The 20635-nt window shown below is 62.1% G+C and carries 19 protein-coding genes; 18 read left to right on the top strand and 1 reads right to left on the bottom strand.

Annotation, left to right across the window (positions count from 1 at the left end; translation table 11 throughout):
- Positions 1–37 precede the first annotated feature (37 nt).
- From AADV58_RS11275 to AADV58_RS11190, 18 genes are all read left to right on the top strand, one after another.
- Complete coding sequence (locus tag AADV58_RS11275) at positions 38–1708, top strand: two-component system response regulator (RefSeq protein ID WP_341743212.1); 1671 nt, start codon at positions 38–40, stop codon at positions 1706–1708.
- A 255-nt stretch (positions 1709–1963) separates the two neighbouring features.
- A complete protein-coding gene (locus tag AADV58_RS11270) occupies positions 1964–3979 on the top strand; it encodes a PAS domain-containing sensor histidine kinase (RefSeq protein WP_341743211.1) in 2016 nt (671 codons plus the stop codon).
- Positions 3976–4362 (top strand): response regulator, encoded by a 387-nt coding sequence (locus AADV58_RS11265; RefSeq protein ID WP_341743210.1) that lies wholly within the window; start codon positions 3976–3978, stop codon positions 4360–4362. Before AADV58_RS11270 ends, AADV58_RS11265 begins: the two co-directional genes overlap by 4 nt.
- A 68-nt stretch (positions 4363–4430) precedes the next feature.
- Positions 4431–4595, top strand: a complete 165-nt coding sequence (locus AADV58_RS11260; protein WP_081700187.1) for a Flp family type IVb pilin — start codon at positions 4431–4433, stop codon at positions 4593–4595.
- 66 nt (positions 4596–4661) lie between these two features.
- Positions 4662–5150: an A24 family peptidase gene (locus tag AADV58_RS11255; protein WP_341743209.1), complete on the top strand. Its 489-nt coding sequence runs from the start codon at positions 4662–4664 to the stop codon at positions 5148–5150.
- Positions 5147–5572, top strand: a complete 426-nt coding sequence (locus tag AADV58_RS11250; protein ID WP_341743208.1) for a TadE/TadG family type IV pilus assembly protein — start codon at positions 5147–5149, stop codon at positions 5570–5572. Before AADV58_RS11255 ends, AADV58_RS11250 begins: the two co-directional genes overlap by 4 nt.
- Positions 5573–5602: 30 nt before the next feature.
- On the top strand, positions 5603–6463 hold the full coding sequence (cpaB, locus tag AADV58_RS11245; RefSeq protein ID WP_157272485.1) for a Flp pilus assembly protein CpaB: 861 nt from the start codon (positions 5603–5605) through the stop codon (positions 6461–6463).
- Positions 6460–7809, top strand: a complete 1350-nt coding sequence (locus AADV58_RS11240; protein ID WP_341743207.1) for a type II and III secretion system protein family protein — start codon at positions 6460–6462, stop codon at positions 7807–7809. Before cpaB ends, AADV58_RS11240 begins: the two co-directional genes overlap by 4 nt.
- Positions 7810–7822: 13 nt before the next feature.
- The gene (locus tag AADV58_RS11235; protein ID WP_341743206.1) at positions 7823–9019 is read left to right on the top strand and encodes a hypothetical protein; all 1197 of its coding nucleotides are present in this window, start codon (positions 7823–7825) and stop codon (positions 9017–9019) included.
- Between the two features lie 8 nt (positions 9020–9027).
- Complete coding sequence (locus tag AADV58_RS11230; protein ID WP_341743205.1) at positions 9028–10323, top strand: CpaF family protein; 1296 nt, start codon at positions 9028–9030, stop codon at positions 10321–10323.
- On the top strand, positions 10316–11239 hold the full coding sequence (locus AADV58_RS11225; protein ID WP_341743204.1) for a type II secretion system F family protein: 924 nt from the start codon (positions 10316–10318) through the stop codon (positions 11237–11239). Before AADV58_RS11230 ends, AADV58_RS11225 begins: the two co-directional genes overlap by 8 nt.
- Positions 11236–12183, top strand: coding sequence for a type II secretion system F family protein (locus tag AADV58_RS11220; RefSeq protein WP_281985803.1), 948 nt, complete (start codon positions 11236–11238; stop codon positions 12181–12183). Before AADV58_RS11225 ends, AADV58_RS11220 begins: the two co-directional genes overlap by 4 nt.
- Positions 12183–12884: a tetratricopeptide repeat protein gene (locus tag AADV58_RS11215; protein WP_051295400.1), complete on the top strand. Its 702-nt coding sequence runs from the start codon at positions 12183–12185 to the stop codon at positions 12882–12884. Before AADV58_RS11220 ends, AADV58_RS11215 begins: the two co-directional genes overlap by 1 nt.
- 36 nt (positions 12885–12920) lie before the next feature.
- Positions 12921–13595, top strand: a complete 675-nt coding sequence (locus AADV58_RS11210) for an excisionase family DNA-binding protein (protein ID WP_081700190.1) — start codon at positions 12921–12923, stop codon at positions 13593–13595.
- A complete protein-coding gene (locus tag AADV58_RS11205) occupies positions 13567–13866 on the top strand; it encodes a DUF3613 domain-containing protein (protein ID WP_028995088.1) in 300 nt (99 codons plus the stop codon). The genes AADV58_RS11210 and AADV58_RS11205 overlap by 29 nt, the downstream gene beginning before the upstream one ends.
- A gap of 15 nt (positions 13867–13881) precedes the next feature.
- The gene (locus AADV58_RS11200; protein WP_028995089.1) at positions 13882–15498 is read left to right on the top strand and encodes a TadG family pilus assembly protein; all 1617 of its coding nucleotides are present in this window, start codon (positions 13882–13884) and stop codon (positions 15496–15498) included.
- Between the two features lie 101 nt (positions 15499–15599).
- On the top strand, positions 15600–16430 hold the full coding sequence (locus AADV58_RS11195; RefSeq protein ID WP_028995090.1) for a phosphate/phosphite/phosphonate ABC transporter substrate-binding protein: 831 nt from the start codon (positions 15600–15602) through the stop codon (positions 16428–16430).
- Between the two features lie 6 nt (positions 16431–16436).
- Positions 16437–18791, top strand: a complete 2355-nt coding sequence (locus AADV58_RS11190) for a response regulator (RefSeq protein WP_341743203.1) — start codon at positions 16437–16439, stop codon at positions 18789–18791.
- Here AADV58_RS11190 and AADV58_RS11185 read toward each other — a convergent pair.
- Positions 18754–20634 (bottom strand): TolC family outer membrane protein, encoded by a 1881-nt coding sequence (locus AADV58_RS11185; protein WP_341743202.1) that lies wholly within the window; start codon positions 20632–20634, stop codon positions 18754–18756. The two genes, AADV58_RS11190 and AADV58_RS11185, sit on opposite strands and share 38 nt — an antisense overlap.
- Position 20635 lies beyond the last annotated feature (1 nt).

Here is a 20635-nt window from a genome sequence, read left to right as displayed (position 1 = left end):
TTATCATAGGCAGGTGATCAACCAAGAGTGATGCATCATGCCGTTGGATGGATTGTTGCTGGAAGGACAGCGGGCCTCTTTGCTCGCGGTTGACGATACGCCGGCGATTCTTGATCTGCTGACCATCTCGCTCGGAGGCGACTACGACGTGGTTACGGTCGAATCGGGGCAGGCGGCCATTTCGGCTTTTTCGGCACGTCGATTCGATCTGGTTCTGCTGGATTTAATGATGCCGGACATGGACGGCTTCGAGACCTTGCGCCAGCTTCAGGCTTTGCCCGGCTTTGCCGGAACCCCGGTGGTCTTTCTCACGGCCATGGACGATCTGGCCAGCGAATGCAGCGCGCTGGAACTGGGCGCCGACGATTACATCACCAAACCATTCAAGCCCAATCTTGTCCGCCTCCGGATTGGCAACTTGCTGCACCGTGTTCGCTTGCAGCGAATGTTGACGCTGGCGCTCTCCGGCGCTGAGCAAGGATTGTGGGCCTGGTTGTACGAGCAGGGCGAGCTTCGGGTCGCGTCGAACTGGTCGCTGGCGCTGAGCGAGGACGGGCAGACCAAGGGAAATGCATTCGCGGGTTGGGCGCCGGTTACTCATCCCGACGACGCGCCGTTGATGAACACGGTGCTGGAAGACTACCTCGCCGGCACCAGTCCGGCCTTCGATGCCGATGTCAGGTTGCGTTGCGTGGACGGCCAATGGCACTGGTTCAGCGTGCGCGGAAAGCGCACCGGGGACGGGGTGCTGATGGGGGCTTACCGCAACATCGACGACCGAAAACTGGCGGAACTTCAGTTGCGTCAGAGCGAGACGCGCTATTGCAACGTGATGAATGCAACGGGCGAGGGCATCTGGGAGTGGTCGGCCGGTGTGCCGGTGTTGCACACCAATTCCTCTTTTTTGCGCATGCTGGGTTTGCCGCTGACGGACACGGTTGGGCTGGCGCAGCTTGCCGGCCTGGTGCTCGCCGAAGATGTTGCCGAGCTTGAGGGGAAGCGCGCAGCGCTGATGGCCGGCGATGATCCCTGGGCGCTCGAATTCCGCATCCGGCATCAGGATGGGCATGCGCTGTGGGTGGCCTTGCATGGTCAGGTGGTCGAGCGCATGGCGGACGGTCGGGCGAGCCGGATGGTGGGCGCCTTGCAGGACATTTCGCAGAAGAAAATGATCGAGGAGGAGTTCCGGCGCTTGGCGCTTTTCGATGCCTTGACCGGACTGCCAAACCGACGGCTGCTGATCGACCGCATGCACCAGGCGATTTCGGGCAACCGGCGCCATGGCTCGCTGGGGGCGTTGATGTTCATCGACATGGATCGTTTCAAGGCGCTGAACGACACGCTGGGCCATGACTACGGCGACATGCTGCTGGTCGAGGTCGGGCGCAGGCTCCAGGCAACGGTGCGCGGCATGGATACCGTAGCGCGGCTGGGCGGCGACGAGTTTGTCGTCATCCTGGCCGATCTGCCGTCGGATCGCGAGGCGGCGAGCATGGATGCGCGGCGGGTCGGCGAGAAGATACTCGGTGCCTTGGGCGAACCCTACGCACTCAAGGAGCATCGCTACGAAAGCACGCCCAGTATCGGGCTGTGCCTGTTCGGTTCAGCAGATGGCGAGGATGTCGAGGCGATCCTGCGGCGGGCGGATAACGCCATGTATTCCGCCAAGCGAGCGGGGCGCAATCAGTTGAGCGTGGCTGAGGATTAGCGGCCTGGGCGGGTATGACTGTGGCGTATCTGGAATAATTTTCGCGAAAAGTCCTCAAGCAGGCAGTGCAGTATTGGCAGATTTACATCGTTGGGTGCAAAATTAGCGAAGCATAAATGCACGGAAATGATAATGAGCCACAAAAATGCAAAACAGGGGGTGTTGGCTGTACTAGGCGCGGTGATAAGCACCGGTGTATTTGCTGAGTCACCCGCTAACGCCGTGCCGGTGAGTTTCTGGGGGGGGTCGCTGTCGGTGTTCCTGATCGGAATCCTGTTCTTCCTGCTGGTCTTCCAGTTTGCCTTCACGCGTTTTCGGCTACGCCGCGTGGCGCGTGCCCTGGAGCGGTTCGCGGAGGGCGATGGTGGCGCTCGTTGCGGGGTGCGCGGGCCGGATGCGGTTGGCGCCCTGGGTATGACGCTGGACCGGGTGTTGAGTGTCTGGCGCGAAGACCGGCGCCAGTTGTCCGAAAGCGAAGAACGGCTGAAGGTGGCGCTGCAGGGTTGCGATATCGGCGTCTGGGATTGGCGCGTGAGCGCCGGCATCACCTATTACTCGCCGCGCTGGAAGAGCCTGCTGGGTTTTGCCGAGGACGATACCGCCATTCATGGCTTGCCCTGGCTGCAGCGCGTGCATCCGGATGATCTGGGCATGGTCACGCGGATGCTGGAGGCGCATATGGGCGGTCAGTCGAACCTGTTTGCCGCCGAGCATCGGCTGCGGCACGCCGACGGCAATTACCGCTGGGTGCAGCAGAGCGGGGTGGCGATTCGCGACCCGGGCGGTGAGGTGGTGCGCATGATCGGCGCGCTGACCGATATCACTGCCCGTCGTGAGGCCGAACAGGCGCTGGTGAGCAGCAAGGAGGCTTACCGCGCCGTCCTTGAAGGCGTGACGCAAGTGATATTCCGGGCGGACCCGGACGGGCGCCTCGTCATGATCAATGCGGCCTGGGAGGAATTGACCGGGCATCCGGTGGCCCAGTCGCTAGGTGAACGACTGCAGGATTACCTTGAGGAAGAGGACCGCTTGACCTTCTTCCGCTACCTCCAGGAGATCAAGAGCAATCCCGAGGCAAGTCTGAACTGCGAGCTACGCATTCGCGGCGCTGACGGCTGGTTCCGCTGGTTTTCCGCTGGCGTGCGTACCACCCGCGTTGAAGGCAAGACGGTTCTGGCGGGCGTACTGGCCGACATCGAAGCCCGGAAGGCGGCCGAAGCCGAACTGGCCCGCAGCAACGGCATCCGCGATGCGATTCTCGATCTCGGGCCGGATGGTTTTGTCTTTGTCGATCCCAAGGGGGCCGTGAGTTTCGTCAATCCGGCCTTTGTCACCATGACCGGTTTGCCGGAGTCTGCCTGCGTCGGGCACGAGCTTTACCTGCTCGAACGGCAACTGGAAGAGCGCGGGGATCGCCGGCCGGTGTTTGTCGATGAAGGGATGCAGTCGGACGGGATGTTCGAACTGAAGCTGCCGCGCAAGGTTGTCATCCGCTGGCAGAGCCGCGCCCTGCCCGGCGAGGGGGCGCGGGGCCATGTCATCTATTTGCGCGACGTGACTAGCGAGAGCGAGGTCGATCAGATGAAGAGCGATTTCCTGTCCACGGCTGCGCATGAGCTGCGCACCCCGATGTCGAGCATTTTCGGTTTCTCGGAAATGCTTTTGTCGCGCGAGTTCGAGCCGGCCATGCAAAAGGATCTGCTGACGCGGATTCACCGCCAGACCAAGAACCTCATCAATCTGGTCAATGAACTGCTCGACCTGTCGCGGATTGAGGCGCGGGGCGGCAAGAACTTCAAGATGAGCGTCCAGGACGTGACTCCCGTGTTGCTCAACGCCATTGCCTCCCAGCATTTTCCGGAGGCCACGCATCGTCTGGTCATGGATTGGCCGAAGCTGCAGCAGAAGGTCAGTGTCGATAGCGACAAGTTGCAGCAGTGCATCATCAACGTCCTGAGCAATGCGGTGAAATACTCTCCGGCGGGTGGCCAGGTGATCGTCTCGTATCGGGAAAAGACGGCCAATGAGCAGGCGTTCGTGGGGATCGCGGTCACCGATGAGGGGATAGGCATGACGCCCGAACAATCCGCCCGGATCTTCGACCGCTTCTACCGTGCCAACAGTCATCCCGGCATTCAGGGAACCGGTCTGGGGATGGCGCTGGTCAAGGAATACATGCGGTTCTTCGCCGGTGAGGTCGAGGTGCAAAGCGAGCCGGGCGAGGGTACGACCGTGATTCTGTGGCTTCCGGTTGCCAGGGAAGTGCAATGAGCTTGTCAGCGAGTACGCCGCGCATCCTGATTGTCGATGACGAAAGCGATCTGCGCTTTCTGATCCGGCTTGCGCTCGATCCTTTGGGTGCAGAAATCCGCGAATTGGAGCATGCGCTCGATGCGCTGACCGAAATCCGTAGTTTCAAGCCTGATCTGGTCATCCTCGACATCATGCTGCCTGGCGGTATCGACGGCCTGCAACTTTGTCAGGCGATCAAGCTTGATCCACTGACCGCCGCCACCAAGGTTTTCCTGCTGACCGCCAAGGGGCAGGTGGCTGATATCGAGGCCGGAGAACGTGCCGGAGCGGACCAGTACATCGTCAAGCCATTCAGTCCGCTGGCGCTTCTTGAGGCGGTCCAGAATTGCTGTCGGCATTGACTTTCGTCTGTGCTGGTGCATAATGAATAAAACGAATTAATCTAGCATTTTTGAAAGAGAGGGCGGCAATGAAACAGGCTTTCCTGCGCTTTTTGCGCGATGAAGAAGGGGCAACGGCGGTTGAGTATGGCTTGATTGCCGCGCTGATCGCCGTTGCGATCATTCTTTCGATCACGGACTTGGGCGACAAGCTCAAGGATGTTTTCGAGACCATCAAGAACGCCTTGCCCTGATCGCTTGCCGGTTCGCTGATCGCGACGGATCGGCGGCTGGCTGAATCAAGCATGGTGGTTCAGGTGATGTTGACCTTCTGGGCAGCGACCCTGGCGGCAAGCGACGTGCGTCGTCGCAAGCTGCCCAATGTCTGGTTGCTGGCCGGTCTGGCGCTCGGGGTGGTGGTCCTGGTGGGGCGTGGCGTCCTGCCGTTCGGGCATGCGCTGCTCGAAGGGGTGCTGGCGCTGGCCTTGGCGCTGGCCTGTTTTGTCCCGTTCTATCTTGCGGGCTGGATGGGGGCTGGTGATGTCAAGTTTCTGGCGGTGATCGGTTGGCTGGGGGGCTTCGAAATTCTGGCCAGCGTATTCGTGATCGGCTCATTGATCGCCGGTGTCGCGGCTGTCGCCATCCGCGGATTTCCCCGGGCCTGGCGGCGACTGGCCGGCGGCGACTGGCTCAGCGATCGGCTGGCGATGCGTGTTCCTTACGGTGCCTGCCTGGCGCTTGCCTTCGTGGCTGTCGTCTGGCTGGGACATCCGGAATGGTTGCCGGCGATCAAGGGGAGATTTGCATGACGGGGGCGGGGCGTCGTCAGGGCGGGGCGGTGGTGATCGAGTTCGCGCTCGTCTTCGTCCTGTTCTTCATGCTCATGTACGCCATGGTGGCTTATGGCCTGGTGTTCGCCATCAAGCACTCGCTGGTTCAGTCGGCCAACGAGGGCGCGCGGGCGGCGGTGCGGGATGTGGGGGGCTTGCCCGAGCGCATGGCGCTGGCGGAAACCGTCGCGGCGGAAAGTCTGGCCTGGCTGGGCGCCAGGGCGCCCGCGCCGCAAGTGACGGCTGCAGCTTGCACCGGGACGCCTTACATGTGCGTCGATGTCCTGATCAGTTACGACTATACCGCGAATCCGCTGGTGCCGGGTTTGCCGGCCATGGGGATCGTGCTGCCCGAGCGCCTGGAAGGACGGGCCAAGGTTCAACTGGATGCAGTGTATTGACCGGCCAGGGGCCGGCAGGGGAGAAAGACGGTGGGGAAAACACAACGACTCGTCGGGATCATGCTGGTGGCGGCGGCCATCGGTCTGGCAGTCTATGCCTGGACCATCAGCAAGCAAATGATGCCGGAGGCAGCCAAAACCTACGCGGTGGTGGTTGCCGCCTCGCGTATCGATGCGGGTGCCCGCCTGACTGCCGAAAATCTGCGCGTGATGAATTTTCCGGAACGACCGGCCGGCAGCTTCGACGATGTGACACGCCTCGTCGGCACGGTGACGCCGGTCGATATCGCAGCGGGTGAAGCCCTGCTGAGCGAGCGCATCATGCCACCGACGCCGGTGGCCGCGATCCATGAACTGCAGCCCGGCGAACGTGCCGTGGCGATCAAGGTCGATGAGGTGGTTGCCGTCGGCAATCGAATTCACCCGGGGGATCGTGTCGATGTGTTCGCGACCTTCCGGCGAAACAACGAGGAAATCGCCGATTCCCATGCCCGCCTGTTGCTCCCCGGCCTGCGCGTGGTGGCCTTCGGCAGCCAGGAAGCCGCCGAGGCTGGCAAAAAGGGGGCAAGCAAGATCGAGACGGCGCGTACGGCAGTGCTCGCCATTCCGGTAGGCGATGTGGAAAAACTGGCGCTGGCCGCCGAGGCCGGGCGTCTGCTGCTGGCCCTGCATCCGCGTCAGAAACCCGGTGCGCCTGCGGATCAGGTGGCTGGCGAAGCGCCGGTCATGACGACCTTCCGGCTCAAGGATCTGGGGACGACGACCCCTGCCGCTCGTCCCGGTGCCCAGGCTGGCAGCCAGGCGCCAGGTGCGAAGCCGGCCGGCTCGACCGTTCGGGTCATGCATGGATTGAACGAAACCACGGTGCATTTTCAGGGAGCAAGGCAATGATGCGGCGCTGGATCAAGGGATGCCAGGTGGTGCGCAATGTGATGCTGGCCAGCCTGCTTGCGGCCAGCGGCGCCGTCTGGGCGGATACGTCGGCTGCCGATCTGCTGCGCGTCGATGCGGGCGGGCAGGAAGTCGTCGACATGCGCCAGTCGATTGCCCGGGTGGCGGTCGGTAACGAAGCGGTGGCGGCAATCCGGGTGATTTCGCCCCGGCAGTTCATCGTTCAGGGCAAGGAGCCCGGCATCACCAGCCTGTTGATCTGGTTGCGCGGTCAGGCCAAGGCCGAAGAGCGGCGCATCCTGGTCAGCGTGCCGACCGTCGGCGACGGGAGCGAAGGTGGTCTGGCGCTCAAGGCGGCCGGCGATCTGCGGATACTGAGCGGCAGCGCTCCGGATGTCGCCACGCTTGTCGCTGCCCGTGAAGGTGCACGTCACCTGAGCGCCGGCAAGGATGCGGCGCCCCTGCTTGATCGCAGTACCGTCGATCTGGGCGGTGAAGTGCAGATCGATGTGCGGGTGGTGGAGTTCAGCCGCAAGGTCATGAACCGGGCCGGCATGAGCTTCCTGTCGAACAAGTCGGGCTTCAGTTTTGGCGCCTATGCGCCGGGTAGCCTGAGCAAGGCGCAATTGAGCAATGGTGCGATTACCGCCGAGGCCAGCCTGCCGGTTTCCCAGGCCTTGAATCTGCTGATCGGCTCGTCGAAGAACAATCTCCTGGGGGTGGTGAGCCTGCTCGAAGGCAACGGTTTTGCCCGCACCCTGGCGCAACCGACGCTGGTCGCGCAAAGCGGGCGGGATGCCGATTTCCTGGCCGGCGGCGAGTTCCCCGTGCCGGTTCCGCAGGCGCTGGGGCAGACGACGATCCAGTACAAACCCTATGGCATTCGCCTGCAGGTCTCGCCGACCGTACTGGCCAGTAACCGCATTGCCCTGACTGTGACGCCGGAAGTCAGCGATCTCGATTTCGAGAACGGGATCACGATCAATGGAGTTTCGGTTCCCAGCCTGACGACGCGCCGGGCTTCCACCAGCGTCGAGTTGGGCAACGGCGAGAGCTTCGTCATTGGCGGGCTGGTCAGCCAGAATCTCATGCGCAACATCAACAAGGTGCCCGGCCTGGGGGATGTGCCCCTGCTTGGCGCCTTCTTCAAGAGCGTGAGCCTTGCCCGGGAAGACAAGGAGCTGGTGTTCATCGTCACGCCCCGCCTGGTTCGCCCGTTGGCGGCGGGTACCGAACTCGGCGAGCTGCCTGGCGCCGCCTTTGCCAAACAAGGTACCGGTCTGATGGAAAGCTGGTTGATGTCGGATGACGATTTCAACCGCAGCATCACCGGCTTGTCCCAGTAATCGGAGTCGGAGCATGGAAACGCGTTTCATCGTGGTGACTGAGGACGAAGGCCGCTTCAATCAACTGAGCGAGGCGGTCAAGGGAGTTGGCGTATCGGTGTGGTTGCACTGGAACAGCGATGTCCTGATACAGCTGGTCGGTTCCATGGGGGCCAGCGTCGTCTTCATCGATTACAGCCGGGAACGTCTGCAGGATGCCTCGGCCCTGGCCGGCAAGCTGCTATCGGTTTATCCCAGGCTGTGGATCGTCGGGTTTGCGCCGCGTTCGGATTCGGAACTGATTGTCGAAGCCATGCGTTCGGGGGCGCGCGACTTCGTGGAACTGGCTTCGCCGACCGAAAACATCATCCGTTCGCTCAAACTGGTGATGGAGCGCACGCCCGGTTCGCCGTCGCAATCCTCGGGCAAGATGATCAGCCTGCTGGGGGCGCGGCCCGGTGTCGGCACCACGACGGCGGCAGCGCATCTCGCGCTGTTGCTCAAGCAGGAAATCATGCCCGACGAACGGGTGTTGCTGCTCGATTTCGGTTATCCCTCGGGGGATGCCGCCCTCTATCTCGATACCCGGGTCAATTTCAACTTCTGCGATGCGGTGCGCAGTCTGCGCCGTCTCGATCAGGCCTTGCTCAGTACGGCGTTTGCCCATCACAAGAGCGGCCTGGCGCTGCTGACGTTGCCCCAGAACCTCGCCGAGCTGCGCGACATCGCGCCGGCCGATGCGATGACCCTGCTCAGCCTGTTGAAGTCCTACTTCAAGGTGGTGGTGGTCGATCTGGGCGGCTTTGCCGGTACCGATCTGCTGCTCTACGCGCTCGGGGTCAGCGACCAGACCTTGCTGATCAGCGAACAGACCGTGGCGTCGACTTTTTCGGCCCGGCTGATGCTGTCCAATTTCCGTGATCGCGGGGTGAATACGGAACGCATCGGGCTGGTCGCCGGCAAGGTGGACAGCCGGATCGAACTCAAACCCGAACAGTTGGCGCAACACCTGGGCCTGCGTCTCTTGCTGGAGCTTCCGGCGCGGCCGGACAAGTTCATCGACTGCGCCAATCAGGGGCGCTTGCTGCTCGATCTGGCGCCGGGCGACCCTTATGTGCAGGTGCTGCGCAAGCTGGCGCGGCAGCAGGCAGGCGGCGAGGGCGGTGCAATCGCCAGAGAGGGTGATCGTCCGGCCTGGCTGCAGAAGCTCCAGTCGTGGGTGGGGTACTAGGAGCCATCATGGATTTCGATTTCACGCTCGGTTCCGACCCCAAGGGGGATTTCCGCCAGTCCGACGAGTTCCAGGACATCAAGGGGGTGATTCACCAGCGCCTGGTCGAGCGCATTGAAGACCTGAGCGTGGACTTTGCCAGTTGGCCGGCGCATGTGACGCAGCGTTTTGTCCAGCAGGAAGTCGAAGATTTCGTGGCCAATCACCGGGCGCCGCTGAACATGAGCGACATCCAGGCCATCGTCAAGGAACTGACCGACGAACTGACCGGCCTGGGGCCGTTGCAGGAACTCATGGACGACGATGCCGTGGCCGATATCCTGGTCAATGGCTACAAGGAAGTTTTCATCGAGAAAAACGGGCTGCTCCAGCGCAGCCGGGTGCGTTTCATCGACAACCGTCACCTGATGCGCATCATCCAGCGGATGATCGCGCCGCTGGGACGGCGTGTTGACGAAGGCAGTCCGATGGTCGATGCCCGCCTGCCCAATGGCGGGCGCCTGAACGTGATCATTCCGCCGGTTTCGCTCAACGGCCCGGTGCTGTCGATCCGCAAGTTCCGCGCCAAGCCCTTGCAGGCTTCGGACATGCTCGCTTACGGCACGCTCAATCAGGAGATGCTCGACTTTCTCGCGCAGGCTACGCGCATGCGTTGCAACATCCTGATCAGCGGCGGTACCGGTTCGGGCAAAACCTCGTTCCTGAACATGCTGGCCCAGTTCATTCCCGACGGCGAGCGCGTGATCACCATCGAGGATGCCGCCGAGCTGCAGTTGCTGCATGAGCATGTGGTCCGTCTTGAGTCGCGTCCCGGCGGTCTGGAGAACGTCGCCGAGGTGACGCCCCGCGACCTCCTGCGCAACAGTCTGCGCATGCGCCCGGATCGCATCATCGTCGGCGAAGTCCGGGGCGGGGAGGCGGTCGACATGTTGCAGGCGATGAACACCGGCCACGACGGTTCGATGTCCACGATCCACACCAACTCGCCGCGCGAGTGCATGCACCGCCTGGAAATGCTGCTGCATTTCGGCGGTTGGCAGGGCAGCGAATTCAATCTCCGGCGGCAGATTGCCGGGGCCGTGGATCTGATCGTCCAGTTGGCCAGACTCCCCAGCGGCGCCCGGCGCGTCATGTCGATCAGCGAGATTACCGGCATGCAGGACGATGTGGTGGCGATGCAGGAACTCTATCGCTTCGATCCGGGGCCGAACGGCCGCGATGGCGTGTTTTCCCGACCCTGCCAGCCGCAGTCGCGCAAGCTCGCCAAGCTGGGACAGGGTATCGGAAGGAGTGCCGGTGACTGAGGCGCTATTCGCGATCCTCCTGGCGAGCACCTTGATGCTGCTTGCCGGCATGCTGTTCATCCGCGAGGCTGGGCGCAGGAAGCGCAATCTTGCCGGTATCCAGCGCCTGAACGAGGTGCTGAGCCGGCAGAGCGATCGTCTGGTCGCGCCGCCTCAGGAAGCGCCATCGGTGTGGACGCCCGATTTCCTGGATCGCCTGCTGCAGCGCGCGGGTCTGCAAAGTACACGCAGGATGTATTTTTCCCTGGCGGCGCCGGCGTTGCCGCTGGTGCTGTTTGCCGAACTGTTTCTTGGTTTTGTCTATGCGCTGACCGTGCTGCTGGTCGTTTATCCGGTGCTGGTCTGGCTGTTCCTGCGTTTTCGGGCTGAGCGCTTCCGGGATCAACTGGTCGATCAGCTGCCCAGTTTTCTCGAGAGCATTTCGCGCATCCTGAGCGTGGGCTGCGGTCTTGAACTGGCATTTCGCAATGCCACCGAGGAGTGCGAGGATCCGCTGCAGTCGATCTGCCGGCAAGTGGTGTTGCGTACCCAGGCCGGGCAGTCCATTGAGGATGCATTGAGCCAGATTGCCGAAATCTATGGCATCAAGGAACTCGGTTTCGTCGCTTCGGTGTTCCATCTGGGCATGCGTTACGGCGGGAACGCTCACGCCGTACTTGAGCGTCTGTCCACGACGATGCGGGAGCGCCTGCGTTCGCAACAGGAACTGAAGGCGATGACCGCCGAGACGCGGGCGAGTGCCTGGATTCTCAGCGCCCTGCCGGTGGTGGTGGCGGCGATGACCATGATCAGCAATCCGGGCTACCTGCTGGGCATGTGGACCGATCCGACGGGGCGCAAGCTGCTTCTGGTCGCGTTTGCCCTGCAGATCATCGGGATGCTTCTCCTGTTCCGGATGGCGAGGTTGCGATCATGATCGATCAACTTCCCTGGCTGGTCGCCGCCAGCGTTGCCTTGGGCGTGATCGGCGCCGGCAGCCTGCTGTTTGCCAGCCTGCAGAACGCCTTGCGCAAGCTGGAGCAGAAGCGGCGTTTTGAGGCGATCAACCGGATGCTCGATCCGGGCGCGGCGGTCGCCGACGCCGGTGTGCCCGAACGCTTCAACGAACTTGAACGGTTCATGTTGCGGATTTCCGGGCGGCTGCCGGTGGCAGCGGCCGGCGACGACGAAGGCGAAGAACGCCGCTTGCTGACCAAGATCGGGATTCGCGGCACGAAGCCGGCGATGGCCTTCCAGACGGCTCGTTGGGTATTTCTGGTGCTCGTGCTGGTGGTGGCTGCGACTTACACGAGTCTGTCCGACAGTGGCAACGGCGCCTTGCGCATGGTTGCGGCGGGGATCGTGGCCTACCTGCTGCCGCGCTTTGTCCTGCGCTTTCTTGCCCATCGCCGGCATCGTCAGCTGGAAGCCGAATTGCCCGTGTTCATTGATTTCCTGCGCATGATGCACAGCGTCGGGGTGAGTTTCGAGCAGGCCATCAATCTGTTTGCGGAAAATCCCAAACTCGGGTTGCCGGTGCTTTCCAGCGAGCTTGCCGTGGTCGCCAGCGCGATCCGCAGCGGACGCAGCCGAACGGAAGCGCTGCAGCTCATGGCGCGGCAGATGGATGTCGAGGATTTGACCGAACTGGTCGCCCTGATTACCCACACCGATTATTACGGGGCGGCGGTTCAGGAACCCCTGCGGAAGTTTTCCCAGCGTCTGACCGAGCGCAGGCGGTTCGAAGCGCAGGAGTACGTCGGCAAGCTCGCCACGAGAATGGTCGTGGTGATGGTGGTCTTCCTGTTGCCGGCCCTCATGCTGGTGACGGCGGGGCCGGGATTCGTGGCCGTGTTCAAGGCGCTTGGAGGAATGTCGTGATGGTGGCATGGCGTGTACGATTCTTGTCGGCAGGGCTGGCCTTGATGCTTGGCCTGCCGTTGTCGGCAGCGGCTCAAGGTGCCGGTGCGCCAGCCGCCGTGGCCGAGGACGGCCAGGTCTTGCGGCAGGATATGAACGATCCGGCGCTCTACCTGCAGTTGATCGAGGGCTTGCAGCAACGCCGGATGCATTACGCGGCCCTGGCGCATCTGGATGCTTTCGACCAGAAATGGCCCGATAACCGGCAAGCCCAGCTGCTACGGGCCGATGCCTTGCGCCAGACCGGTTCGCTCGATGAAGCGGCGGTCATTTACGAGCGGCTGACCGGGAAAAATCCCATGCCCCGGGCACTGCATGGCCTGGGCCTGATTGCCGTCAGCAAGGGCCAGCATGAGGCCGGCGAACGGCTGCTGATCCAGGCCAACCGCCTGGCGCCGATCGATACCCGGATTTTGAACGATCTGGGTTATGTGCAGATGCAGGCCGGGCGCTATGGTCCTGCGAGAACGAATCTGGCCAAGGCCTTTGAACTGGACGCCGGCAATGCGCAGGCGGGCGCCAATCTGGCCATGCTTTACCTGTTGCTTGGGGAGGCCGGGCTGGCAGAAAAAATGATGGAGCGTTTGGGCATGACGGATGCCCAGCGCGCTCAGTTGCGTGAGGAATCGGCCGGTTTGTCCGGCCGTCGGGCAGTTCAATAGGGCTTTTCTGATAAGGGAAAAGGAACGGATAGCAAGATGAAGAGAAAACAGACGACGGTACCCAGTGGTGAGGTGTATTGCACAACGCGTGAGGCAGCGGAAATGCTGAATGTCTCGCTGCGTACGGTGCAATTGTGGGTTGAAGCGGGCGTGCTCAAGGCCTGGAAAACCGATGGTGGGCACCGGCGTGTGCCGCTGAGTTCGGTTCAGGCCCTGGTCAAGGAGCGGCTGGGCGAGGACGCTGTGGTGCCCGAGGTGCAGCCGGTCGCCGAGATCGTTCCCCAGGACAACCGCTTCACGGTGCTGGTGCTCGAAGACGATGAAGACATGCTGCACCTGTACCGGCTGACCATGGAAGCCTGGGGCTTGCCGGTGCGCTTCGTTTTTGTGAAGAGCGTATTTGAAGCCCTGGTGGAAATTGGCCGTGCGCCGCCCGATTTGCTGGTGACCGACCTGCGTATTTCGGGCGTGGACGGGTTCGAGATCATCAAGGTGCTGCGGGCTGATAACGCGCTTTCGTCGCTCAACATCGTGGTTGTGAGCGGGATGGAGGCGCACGAAATCGATGCGCGCGGTGGCCTGCCGCCGGAAATCACGGTGTTTCACAAGCCCTTGTCGTTCGAATTGATGCAGGGCTACATCAAGGCCTGCCTGGCCAACAAGGCATTACAGGAGAAACGCAATGGATATCAGGTGTCTCGCGCCGCTTAGCCTGCTGCTGTGCGGATTTGCCGCCTGGGCCGATGACGCCCGGCCGGCCAGTTCGCCCGCAGAACCGCCGCCGGCCATTGGCCAGGCAACGCAGTCGATACTGGACTTGCAGCGTTCGGGTGCCGTGGCGGGTGAGCCTCGACCAATGCAGGGTGAGGTCGCCGCCCGGGCGCAGCAGCGCTACCTCGACGCGTTCAACCGGCCGATGCCCGATACTTCGGGCAATTCGGGTGGTGCGGGCTCGTCCATGCCGGCAGTCACGACAAAATAAGCCAGGCCGAACCGGATGAACTCAGCTGCGCAGCGCGGTGCCATTCTGGTCATGGCTGCCGTCGCCATGTCCCTGGCGATCGGTGCTGCTTTGCTGGCTGTCGATCTGGGCAGTCTCTTTCATGAGCGCCGCTACCTGCAGACGGTGGCCGACACTGCTGCACTTTCTGCGGTCAACGATCCGTCGAGCGCCCAGGCGATTGCGCTCGATGCTGCGGCCGGCAACGACTATGTGCTACCCGGTAGCAAGGGTCGCTCGCTGATTGCCATTCCCGGGTATTACGACACCAGCGCCAGGGAGTTTTTCCCGGGGGGGGCGTCGGCACTCTGGAATGCCGTGCAAGTCACGGTCAGCGAACAGCAGCCGTATTTCTTTGCCCTCGGCAGCCGGGAAATGTCGGCCACGGCCACGGCAGTGCGGCAGGATATCGCCGGCATCAGCGTGTCCGCTTCGGTGGCGACGGTCAATACCGAGATGTCGGTCCTGCTCAACGCCATTCTTGGTGGCTTGCTCAACACCTCGCTGAATCTGAGCGCGATTGCCTACGAAGGCCTGCTCGGAACAGCAGTCAGCCTGCTCGACCTGGTCAAGGCACACGCCAGCATCGGTACGGTCGAAGGCCTGCTCGATGCCGATCTTTCGGTGCGCGAATTGCTCGACCTGAGTGCTCAGGCTTTGCAGCAAAAGAGCCTGCTTGGCCTGGATGCGACGGTGGTCGATACGCTCAATGTGCTGGCCCTGCAGGTCGATCCGGCGCTGCGGCTGAAATTGGGCGACCTGATCGATCTGGGGTTGGTGTCGGGCCATCAGGCGGCCGGCGTCGATCTCAACCTGCTGCAATTGCTGACCCTGAGCGCCCAGGTGGCGAACGGCGATCACTTCCTCAATCTTCCGATCGTGGGGGTCAGTCTGCCCGGCCTGGTCGATCTGAATCTGGCACTCACCATGCTGGAAAAGCCGTCGATCGCTGTCGGGCCGGCCGGGCTGGATGCCTCGGGTGCCTGGCGCACGACGGCGCACAACGCGCAATGGCGGGTGAAGCTCGATCTGCTGGTGGGCGAGGTGCTCGGCGGCCTGCTGCGTTTGCCGATCTATCTCGAAGTCGGGGCAGGGGAAGCATGGGTCGAGGCGATCGATTGTCGTTGGCCCCGCGAAGATAGCGAAGTGACGGTCGGGGCAGCGTCGAGCGCCGCCCGGCTGTATGTCGGCGATGTGAATCCGGATGCGATGACGAATCGTGCCGCATCGGCGAGCGTCACCCCGGCCACGATTCTCAATGTGCTGGGGCTGCTGCAGGTGCGTGCCAGCGCCGTGGTCGATGTGCCCAGTGGCGGCGATACGCTGGTGTTTACCGGGCCGTTCAATGCCGAGAATACGCAGCGGGTATCCGGGCTGTCGACCACCGGCCTGTTTGCCCAGCTGCTGTCGAATCTTGATCTCGATGTGGTGCTGCTGGGTCTGACGTTGCCGCTCGGCGACGTACTGTCGGCGATTCTTTCGGTGTTGGCGCCGGTTTTTTCGCTGCTGGATGCGATCCTGAATCCGGTGCTTTCCTTGCTGGGGATACAGCTCAGCGTAGCCGACGTGAGCACCTTCGATCTCTCGTGCGGGGCACCGTATCTGGTGCGCTGACCAAGTTGAGTAGCCAGTTTCCCGTCCAGCCACAAAAAACCAATGCTCAGTTCGCTGGGTAAAGCGTGGATAATGGGCGCGTGGCTCTCTGGCGACCTTCCATGAAAAAACTCCTGCTGATCTGTCTGACCAGCCTGTTTGGCCTGATACCTTTTGCTGCTGTTGCGACTCCGGCTGGCGAACAGAGTTACACTTTTTCCGTGGCCCCACAGTTCGAGCGGCGCAAGTTGTTCGGTATCTGGCAGCCCATCATTGATGAATTACAGCGACGTACCGGGCTGCGCTTCGAGCTGGTCACTTCCTTGTCTGTCAGCGAGTACGATAGTGATGCGAAGAATGGGCGCTACGACTTCATTTACGTCAATCCGTACATGATGCCGCTGATTGACCGGCAGCCCGGCTATCACCCCTTGATTCGCGATGGCGCGCCGCTGCGCGGGATTCTGGTGGTGCGCAAGGACAGCCCGGTACAACGCGTCGAGGATCTGCAAGACAAGACGCTGGCGGTGCCCTCGATGTCCGCGTTGGGCGCGAGTCTGCTGTTGCGCGCCGAACTCGACCGGGATTTTGGAGTCAAGACCCGTCCGCTGATCGCCAAGTCTCACAGTTCGGTGTTCCTGCATGTGGTCAACGGTCTGGCCGATGCTGGGGGCTCCGTGCAAAAAGCGTTTGCCGAGGAAAGTGAGCGTATCCGGGGCAGCTTGAAGGTCTTGCATCAGACGCGCGAGGTGCCTTCACATCCGATTGCCGGGCACCCACGGGTTCCTGCCGATGTACGCATGAAAGTGCAGCGGGCTTTCCTGGAAATGTCTGCCGAGCCGCAGGGACGCGCACTGCTCGCCGAGATCCCCATGCGTGAGGCGGTACCGGCTCACGTCGAGGATTATCAGGTCCTGAAGGCTTTGAAGCTGGATAATTATCTGGGTCATTGAGGTCTGATGTCGCTACGCTGGAAGTTGATCCTGCCGCTGTTGTTTGCGCTTGGCCTTGCCGGGGTAAGCATCCAGGCCTATTGGCTGCCGCGTTCGCTCGAGCGCATCGAACGGGATCACCTCCAGTCCATGCAACGCCATCTGGAGAGTATGGCCGAAACCCTTGTGCCGATGGTGATGGGGCAGCAACTCGACATCATCAACGAGAACCTCGACGCTTTGATGGCCAAGAATCCCGATTGGTTATTCATTTCCCTGATCGATACCCGGGCGCGGCAACTCTATCCCTTGTTAACCGGGGATGCGCCAGCGATCTCGACGCAACAAGCGGATGTCCGATCCCTCAAGGTGGAATTGAAATTTGGTGGCCGCCCGCTGGCAATCATGGAGGCGCATGTTGACCTGTCCTCCTATCTGGCCGAACAGCGTGCCGAAGTCATCAATTCCGGATTGGCGATGATGGCCTTGCTGGTGCTGGCGATCGTGACCATCGCGCTCATGGTTGAGGCCCTGATCCATCGCCCCTTGCGACGGCTGGCACTGGCTGCATCGGAGCTCGCCCAGGGAAAGTACGACACGCCTTTGCCGGTGGCCGGCCAGGATGTCATGGGCGAACTCGTCCATGATTTCGATGCCATGCGCACGACGCTGGGCAAGCAGCACGCAGCATTGCAGCGTGAAATTGACGAGCACCTGCTGGCGGAAGCCGAGCTGAACACCTATCGCAAGCATCTTGAGGAGCAGGTCGCCACGCGCACGGCTGAACTGGCTGCGGCGAAAAGTGTGGCGGAAGCTGCCAATCAGGCGAAGAGCAGTTTTCTCGCCAACATGTCGCACGAAATCCGGACGCCGATGAATGCCATTATCGGTCTGACGCATCTGCTGCGCGGTGATGCCAGCCCCGAGCAGGTTGAACGACTGGGAAAAATCGACGCTGCCGGCAAACATCTGCTATCGATCATCAACGACATCCTGGACATCTCCAAGATCGAAGCGGGCAAGTTGCAGCTGGAACATAGTGACTTCGCGTTGCCCGCGGTACTTGACCATGTGCACTCGATGATCGCCGATGCAGCCAGGGAGCGGGGGCTGGAAATCCGTGTCGATCCCGATGCCGTGCCGGTCTGGCTGCGCGGTGATGTCATGCGGCTTCGCCAATGCTTGCTCAATTACGCCAGCAACGCCCTGAAGTTCACGGCGCAAGGTCATGTAACGCTTGCTGCTGAACTGCTGGAAGAAAATGGTGATGCGTTGTTTGTCCGCTTTTCGGTCAGCGATACCGGGATTGGCATTGCCCCGGAAAAGCTGGCCGGATTGTTCCAGTCCTTCACCCAGGCCGATGCGTCAACCACACGGCAATATGGCGGCACCGGACTGGGGTTGTCGATCACCCGCCGACTGGCCGAGATGATGGGCGGATCCGCCGGGGCAGAAAGCGTGGCCGGCCAGGGAAGCACTTTCTGGTTCACCGCCCGTTTGCAGCGCGGCCACGGCGTCTTGCCGGCGACACCAATGCAGGTCGCAGACGCCGAGTTCCAACTGCGATCCCGGCACCAGCGCGCCCGCTTGCTGCTGGCCGAGGATCATCCGGTGAACCGCGAAGTCGCACTTGAGCTGTTGCACGCGGTCAATCTGGCGGTCGATGTTGCCGAGGACGGTGTCGAGGCCTTGGAGCTTGCGCGTAAACAGCGCTACGACCTGGTGCTGATGGATATTCAGATGCCGAATCTCGATGGTCTCGAAGCGACCCGGGCAATTCGCGCCCTGGCCGGCTGGCAGGACATCCCCATTCTGGCCATGACCGCCAACGCCTTCGATGAGGATCGCCTGGCCGCGATGCTTGCCGGCATGAACGATCATGTCGCCAAGCCGGTTGATCCGGACATGCTCTATGCCACTTTGCTCAAATGGTTGCCGGTGACGGGGGAATTTGTCGAGGCGGGAGCCACCGCGCCAGAAGAGCAGGCATCCGAAACCGTCGTCGATGACGATGGCGAGTTGCGGGCAAGACTTGCCGGAATCGCCGATCTCGATCTGGAGACTGGCCTACGATTGGTGCGTGGGAAGCTGGCCGGCTACCGGAAGGTTCTCGCAATGTGTGTTGCCGATCACGCGACCGATGCGCAGACACTCGCGGAATTGATCGAGAAAAATGATCTGCTCGCTGCCGAGAAAGTTGCCCACAAGCTCAAAGGCGCGGCAGGAAGTATCGGGGCCTTACCCATCCACCAATTGGTGACCGAACTGGATAAGGCCCTCAAGCAAGGCGACCGGGCAGCAGCCGAACTGGCCTTGCTGCCTCTGGCTGATCGTTTGCCCAGATTTATCGATGCCCTGCGCGAGGCGCTGTCCCCCCGCTGACACTGCATCCACCAACGGTATTGCCGGCGCAGGGGCGAGAGCTTTCACGGGTGATCAGCCATCTGTCGTCGACCTTGATCATCTCCAGCGTCTTGAAGACCCGGTCGTTGTAGATGTTCGAGCGGTAGGTCTGTTCGAATTCCGCGATTGCGCGATCTTCGCCCTGCATTTTTACCCTCATGGCTTCGATGCCTATCGTGATCGCTTCTCTAGGCAGAATGCGGGCACGGCGCAATTGGTCCCAGTCCTCGCGGGACAGGCCGCCGTCCGGCGTGAAGGTCGGTGCATAGAACGCGGCATAGGCCGAGTAGTTCTTCGCCGACCAGGCTTCCGCCCACGAGCGTACCCGGCTTTCGATGTCGCCGACCGGGCCTGACGAGGCTTGCATGACCATGGGCGCTCGCGGTACGACCATCATCTCCCGCGCCTTGGCATCGAGCGCCTCACGCGCCGAGGCTTGCTGGGTGACGGCATCGGCCGGACACAGCGAGGCTGCATCGACTTCGGCCAGTTCGGCAGCGGTCGGCGTATGGGTGTCCAGTTTCTGCAGCCCCATGAATTCCAGCAGCGAACCCATGCCGGCGTAGGTACGCAGGTAGGCCAGCGTCAGGTCGGTATCGGCGTTGACCGAGGCGCGCCGCGCCGACAGCAATTCGTTCTCGGTATCCAGCAAGTCGAGCAGCGTGCGCTGACCGACGTTGAACTGGTCGCGATAAGCGTCGCGCGTCTTTTCCAGCAAGGCCACCTGAATTGCCAGATAGCTGGCCTGTTCTTTCAAGCGCAGTACGTCGTTATAGGCGATCAGCAGCGTCTGACGCGTATCGCGGCAGGCCTTTTCGCGCATTTCCACCGCCAGGTGCTTGCGCTCCATGTACTGACGCTCACGTGCCCGGTCCGAACCGCCGTTGAACAGATTCCAGCTGAACACCACCTCGGCCACGTTGTAATCGCGGTCGCCGCTGACGCCCTGATAGTTGTTGGTGCTCTCGGTGCGCGCCCGCAGATCGACGCGGGGCGAGTAAGCCGAACGCTTGGCGGCGATGTCGTGCTGGGCGGCTTCGATATTCTCGATCGCCGCGTGCAGCGTCGGGTTACGCCGGTGCAGGATGTCCAGTGCCGCCTTCGGGCTGGCCGGCAGGGCGCTGCCGACCAGGCTGGGCGGAACGATCACGTCGGGCGGCATGTTGCCGACCAGACGCTGATAGCGTGCCGACACGTCGTGCAGGTTGGCGGTTTCGGTGGTCAGATTGACTTCGGCCAGGGCCAGACGGCTGCCGGCTTGCTCCAGATCGACGCGACGCCCGACGCCCGATGCCGTACGCACCTTCAGTTGCTCGTGCGTGGCCTTGTGGCGGATGTAGTTGTCTTCGGCGAGATCGACCAGGAAACGGTAGCGCAGCACATCGAGATAGGCGCGGCTGGCTTCCAGGGCGACGTTCTCGGAGGCTTCGAGCAATTCGTAGTAACGGACCAGACGCGCCTTGTCGAGTTTGCGAACCTCGCTGCGCGTGGCAAACCCGTCGAACACCATCTGGTTCAGGGTCAGCGCGTAGCCCTGGCGGGTGTAGTTGTCCTTGGTATTCGTCGGCGGCGTCTTCAGACTCTCGCGGCCAGCGCCCGCAGTCAGGTCTACCCGCGGAAAATAGCCACCGCGTGCCACCCCGATTTCCTCGTCGGCCGCCTTGTAGTTACGCCACTTGGTCGTCACTTCCGGGCTCTTCAGCACCGCTTGCTGGGCAATCTCGCGCAGGGCGTCGTGCACTTGTTGCGTACCGGCTTCCTGAGCCTGCGCGACGCTGGCAAACAGGCTGCCGATGAGGAAAGGGAGGATGGCCATTTTCATG

The organism is Azonexus hydrophilus (genome assembly GCF_038368255.1).
Lineage (GTDB): Bacteria > Pseudomonadota > Gammaproteobacteria > Burkholderiales > Rhodocyclaceae > Azonexus > Azonexus hydrophilus.
The sequence above is the reverse complement of the archived record's forward strand: the minus strand, read 5'-3'. Positions and strand labels throughout refer to the sequence as shown.

What these genes read in the sequence shown, in the direction of transcription:
- AADV58_RS11275 (WP_341743212.1), top strand. Translation starts at nt 38, where the DNA reads ATGCCGTTGGATGGATTGTTGCTGGAAGGACAGCGGGCCTCTTTGCTC.
- AADV58_RS11265 (WP_341743210.1), top strand. Translation starts at nt 3,976, where the DNA reads ATGAGCTTGTCAGCGAGTACGCCGCGCATCCTGATTGTCGATGACGAA.
- AADV58_RS11260 (WP_081700187.1), top strand. Translation starts at nt 4,431, where the DNA reads ATGAAACAGGCTTTCCTGCGCTTTTTGCGCGATGAAGAAGGGGCAACG.
- AADV58_RS11255 (WP_341743209.1), top strand. Translation starts at nt 4,662, where the DNA reads ATGTTGACCTTCTGGGCAGCGACCCTGGCGGCAAGCGACGTGCGTCGT.
- AADV58_RS11250 (WP_341743208.1), top strand. Translation starts at nt 5,147, where the DNA reads ATGACGGGGGCGGGGCGTCGTCAGGGCGGGGCGGTGGTGATCGAGTTC.
- AADV58_RS11240 (WP_341743207.1), top strand. Translation starts at nt 6,460, where the DNA reads ATGATGCGGCGCTGGATCAAGGGATGCCAGGTGGTGCGCAATGTGATG.
- AADV58_RS11235 (WP_341743206.1), top strand. Translation starts at nt 7,823, where the DNA reads ATGGAAACGCGTTTCATCGTGGTGACTGAGGACGAAGGCCGCTTCAAT.
- AADV58_RS11230 (WP_341743205.1), top strand. Translation starts at nt 9,028, where the DNA reads ATGGATTTCGATTTCACGCTCGGTTCCGACCCCAAGGGGGATTTCCGC.
- AADV58_RS11220 (WP_281985803.1), top strand. Translation starts at nt 11,236, where the DNA reads ATGATCGATCAACTTCCCTGGCTGGTCGCCGCCAGCGTTGCCTTGGGC.
- AADV58_RS11215 (WP_051295400.1), top strand. Translation starts at nt 12,183, where the DNA reads ATGGTGGCATGGCGTGTACGATTCTTGTCGGCAGGGCTGGCCTTGATG.
- AADV58_RS11210 (WP_081700190.1), top strand. Translation starts at nt 12,921, where the DNA reads ATGAAGAGAAAACAGACGACGGTACCCAGTGGTGAGGTGTATTGCACA.
- AADV58_RS11205 (WP_028995088.1), top strand. Translation starts at nt 13,567, where the DNA reads ATGGATATCAGGTGTCTCGCGCCGCTTAGCCTGCTGCTGTGCGGATTT.
- AADV58_RS11200 (WP_028995089.1), top strand. Translation starts at nt 13,882, where the DNA reads ATGAACTCAGCTGCGCAGCGCGGTGCCATTCTGGTCATGGCTGCCGTC.
- AADV58_RS11195 (WP_028995090.1), top strand. Translation starts at nt 15,600, where the DNA reads ATGAAAAAACTCCTGCTGATCTGTCTGACCAGCCTGTTTGGCCTGATA.
- AADV58_RS11190 (WP_341743203.1), top strand. Translation starts at nt 16,437, where the DNA reads ATGTCGCTACGCTGGAAGTTGATCCTGCCGCTGTTGTTTGCGCTTGGC.
- AADV58_RS11185 (WP_341743202.1), bottom strand. Translation starts at nt 20,634, where the DNA reads ATGAAAATGGCCATCCTCCCTTTCCTCATCGGCAGCCTGTTTGCCAGC.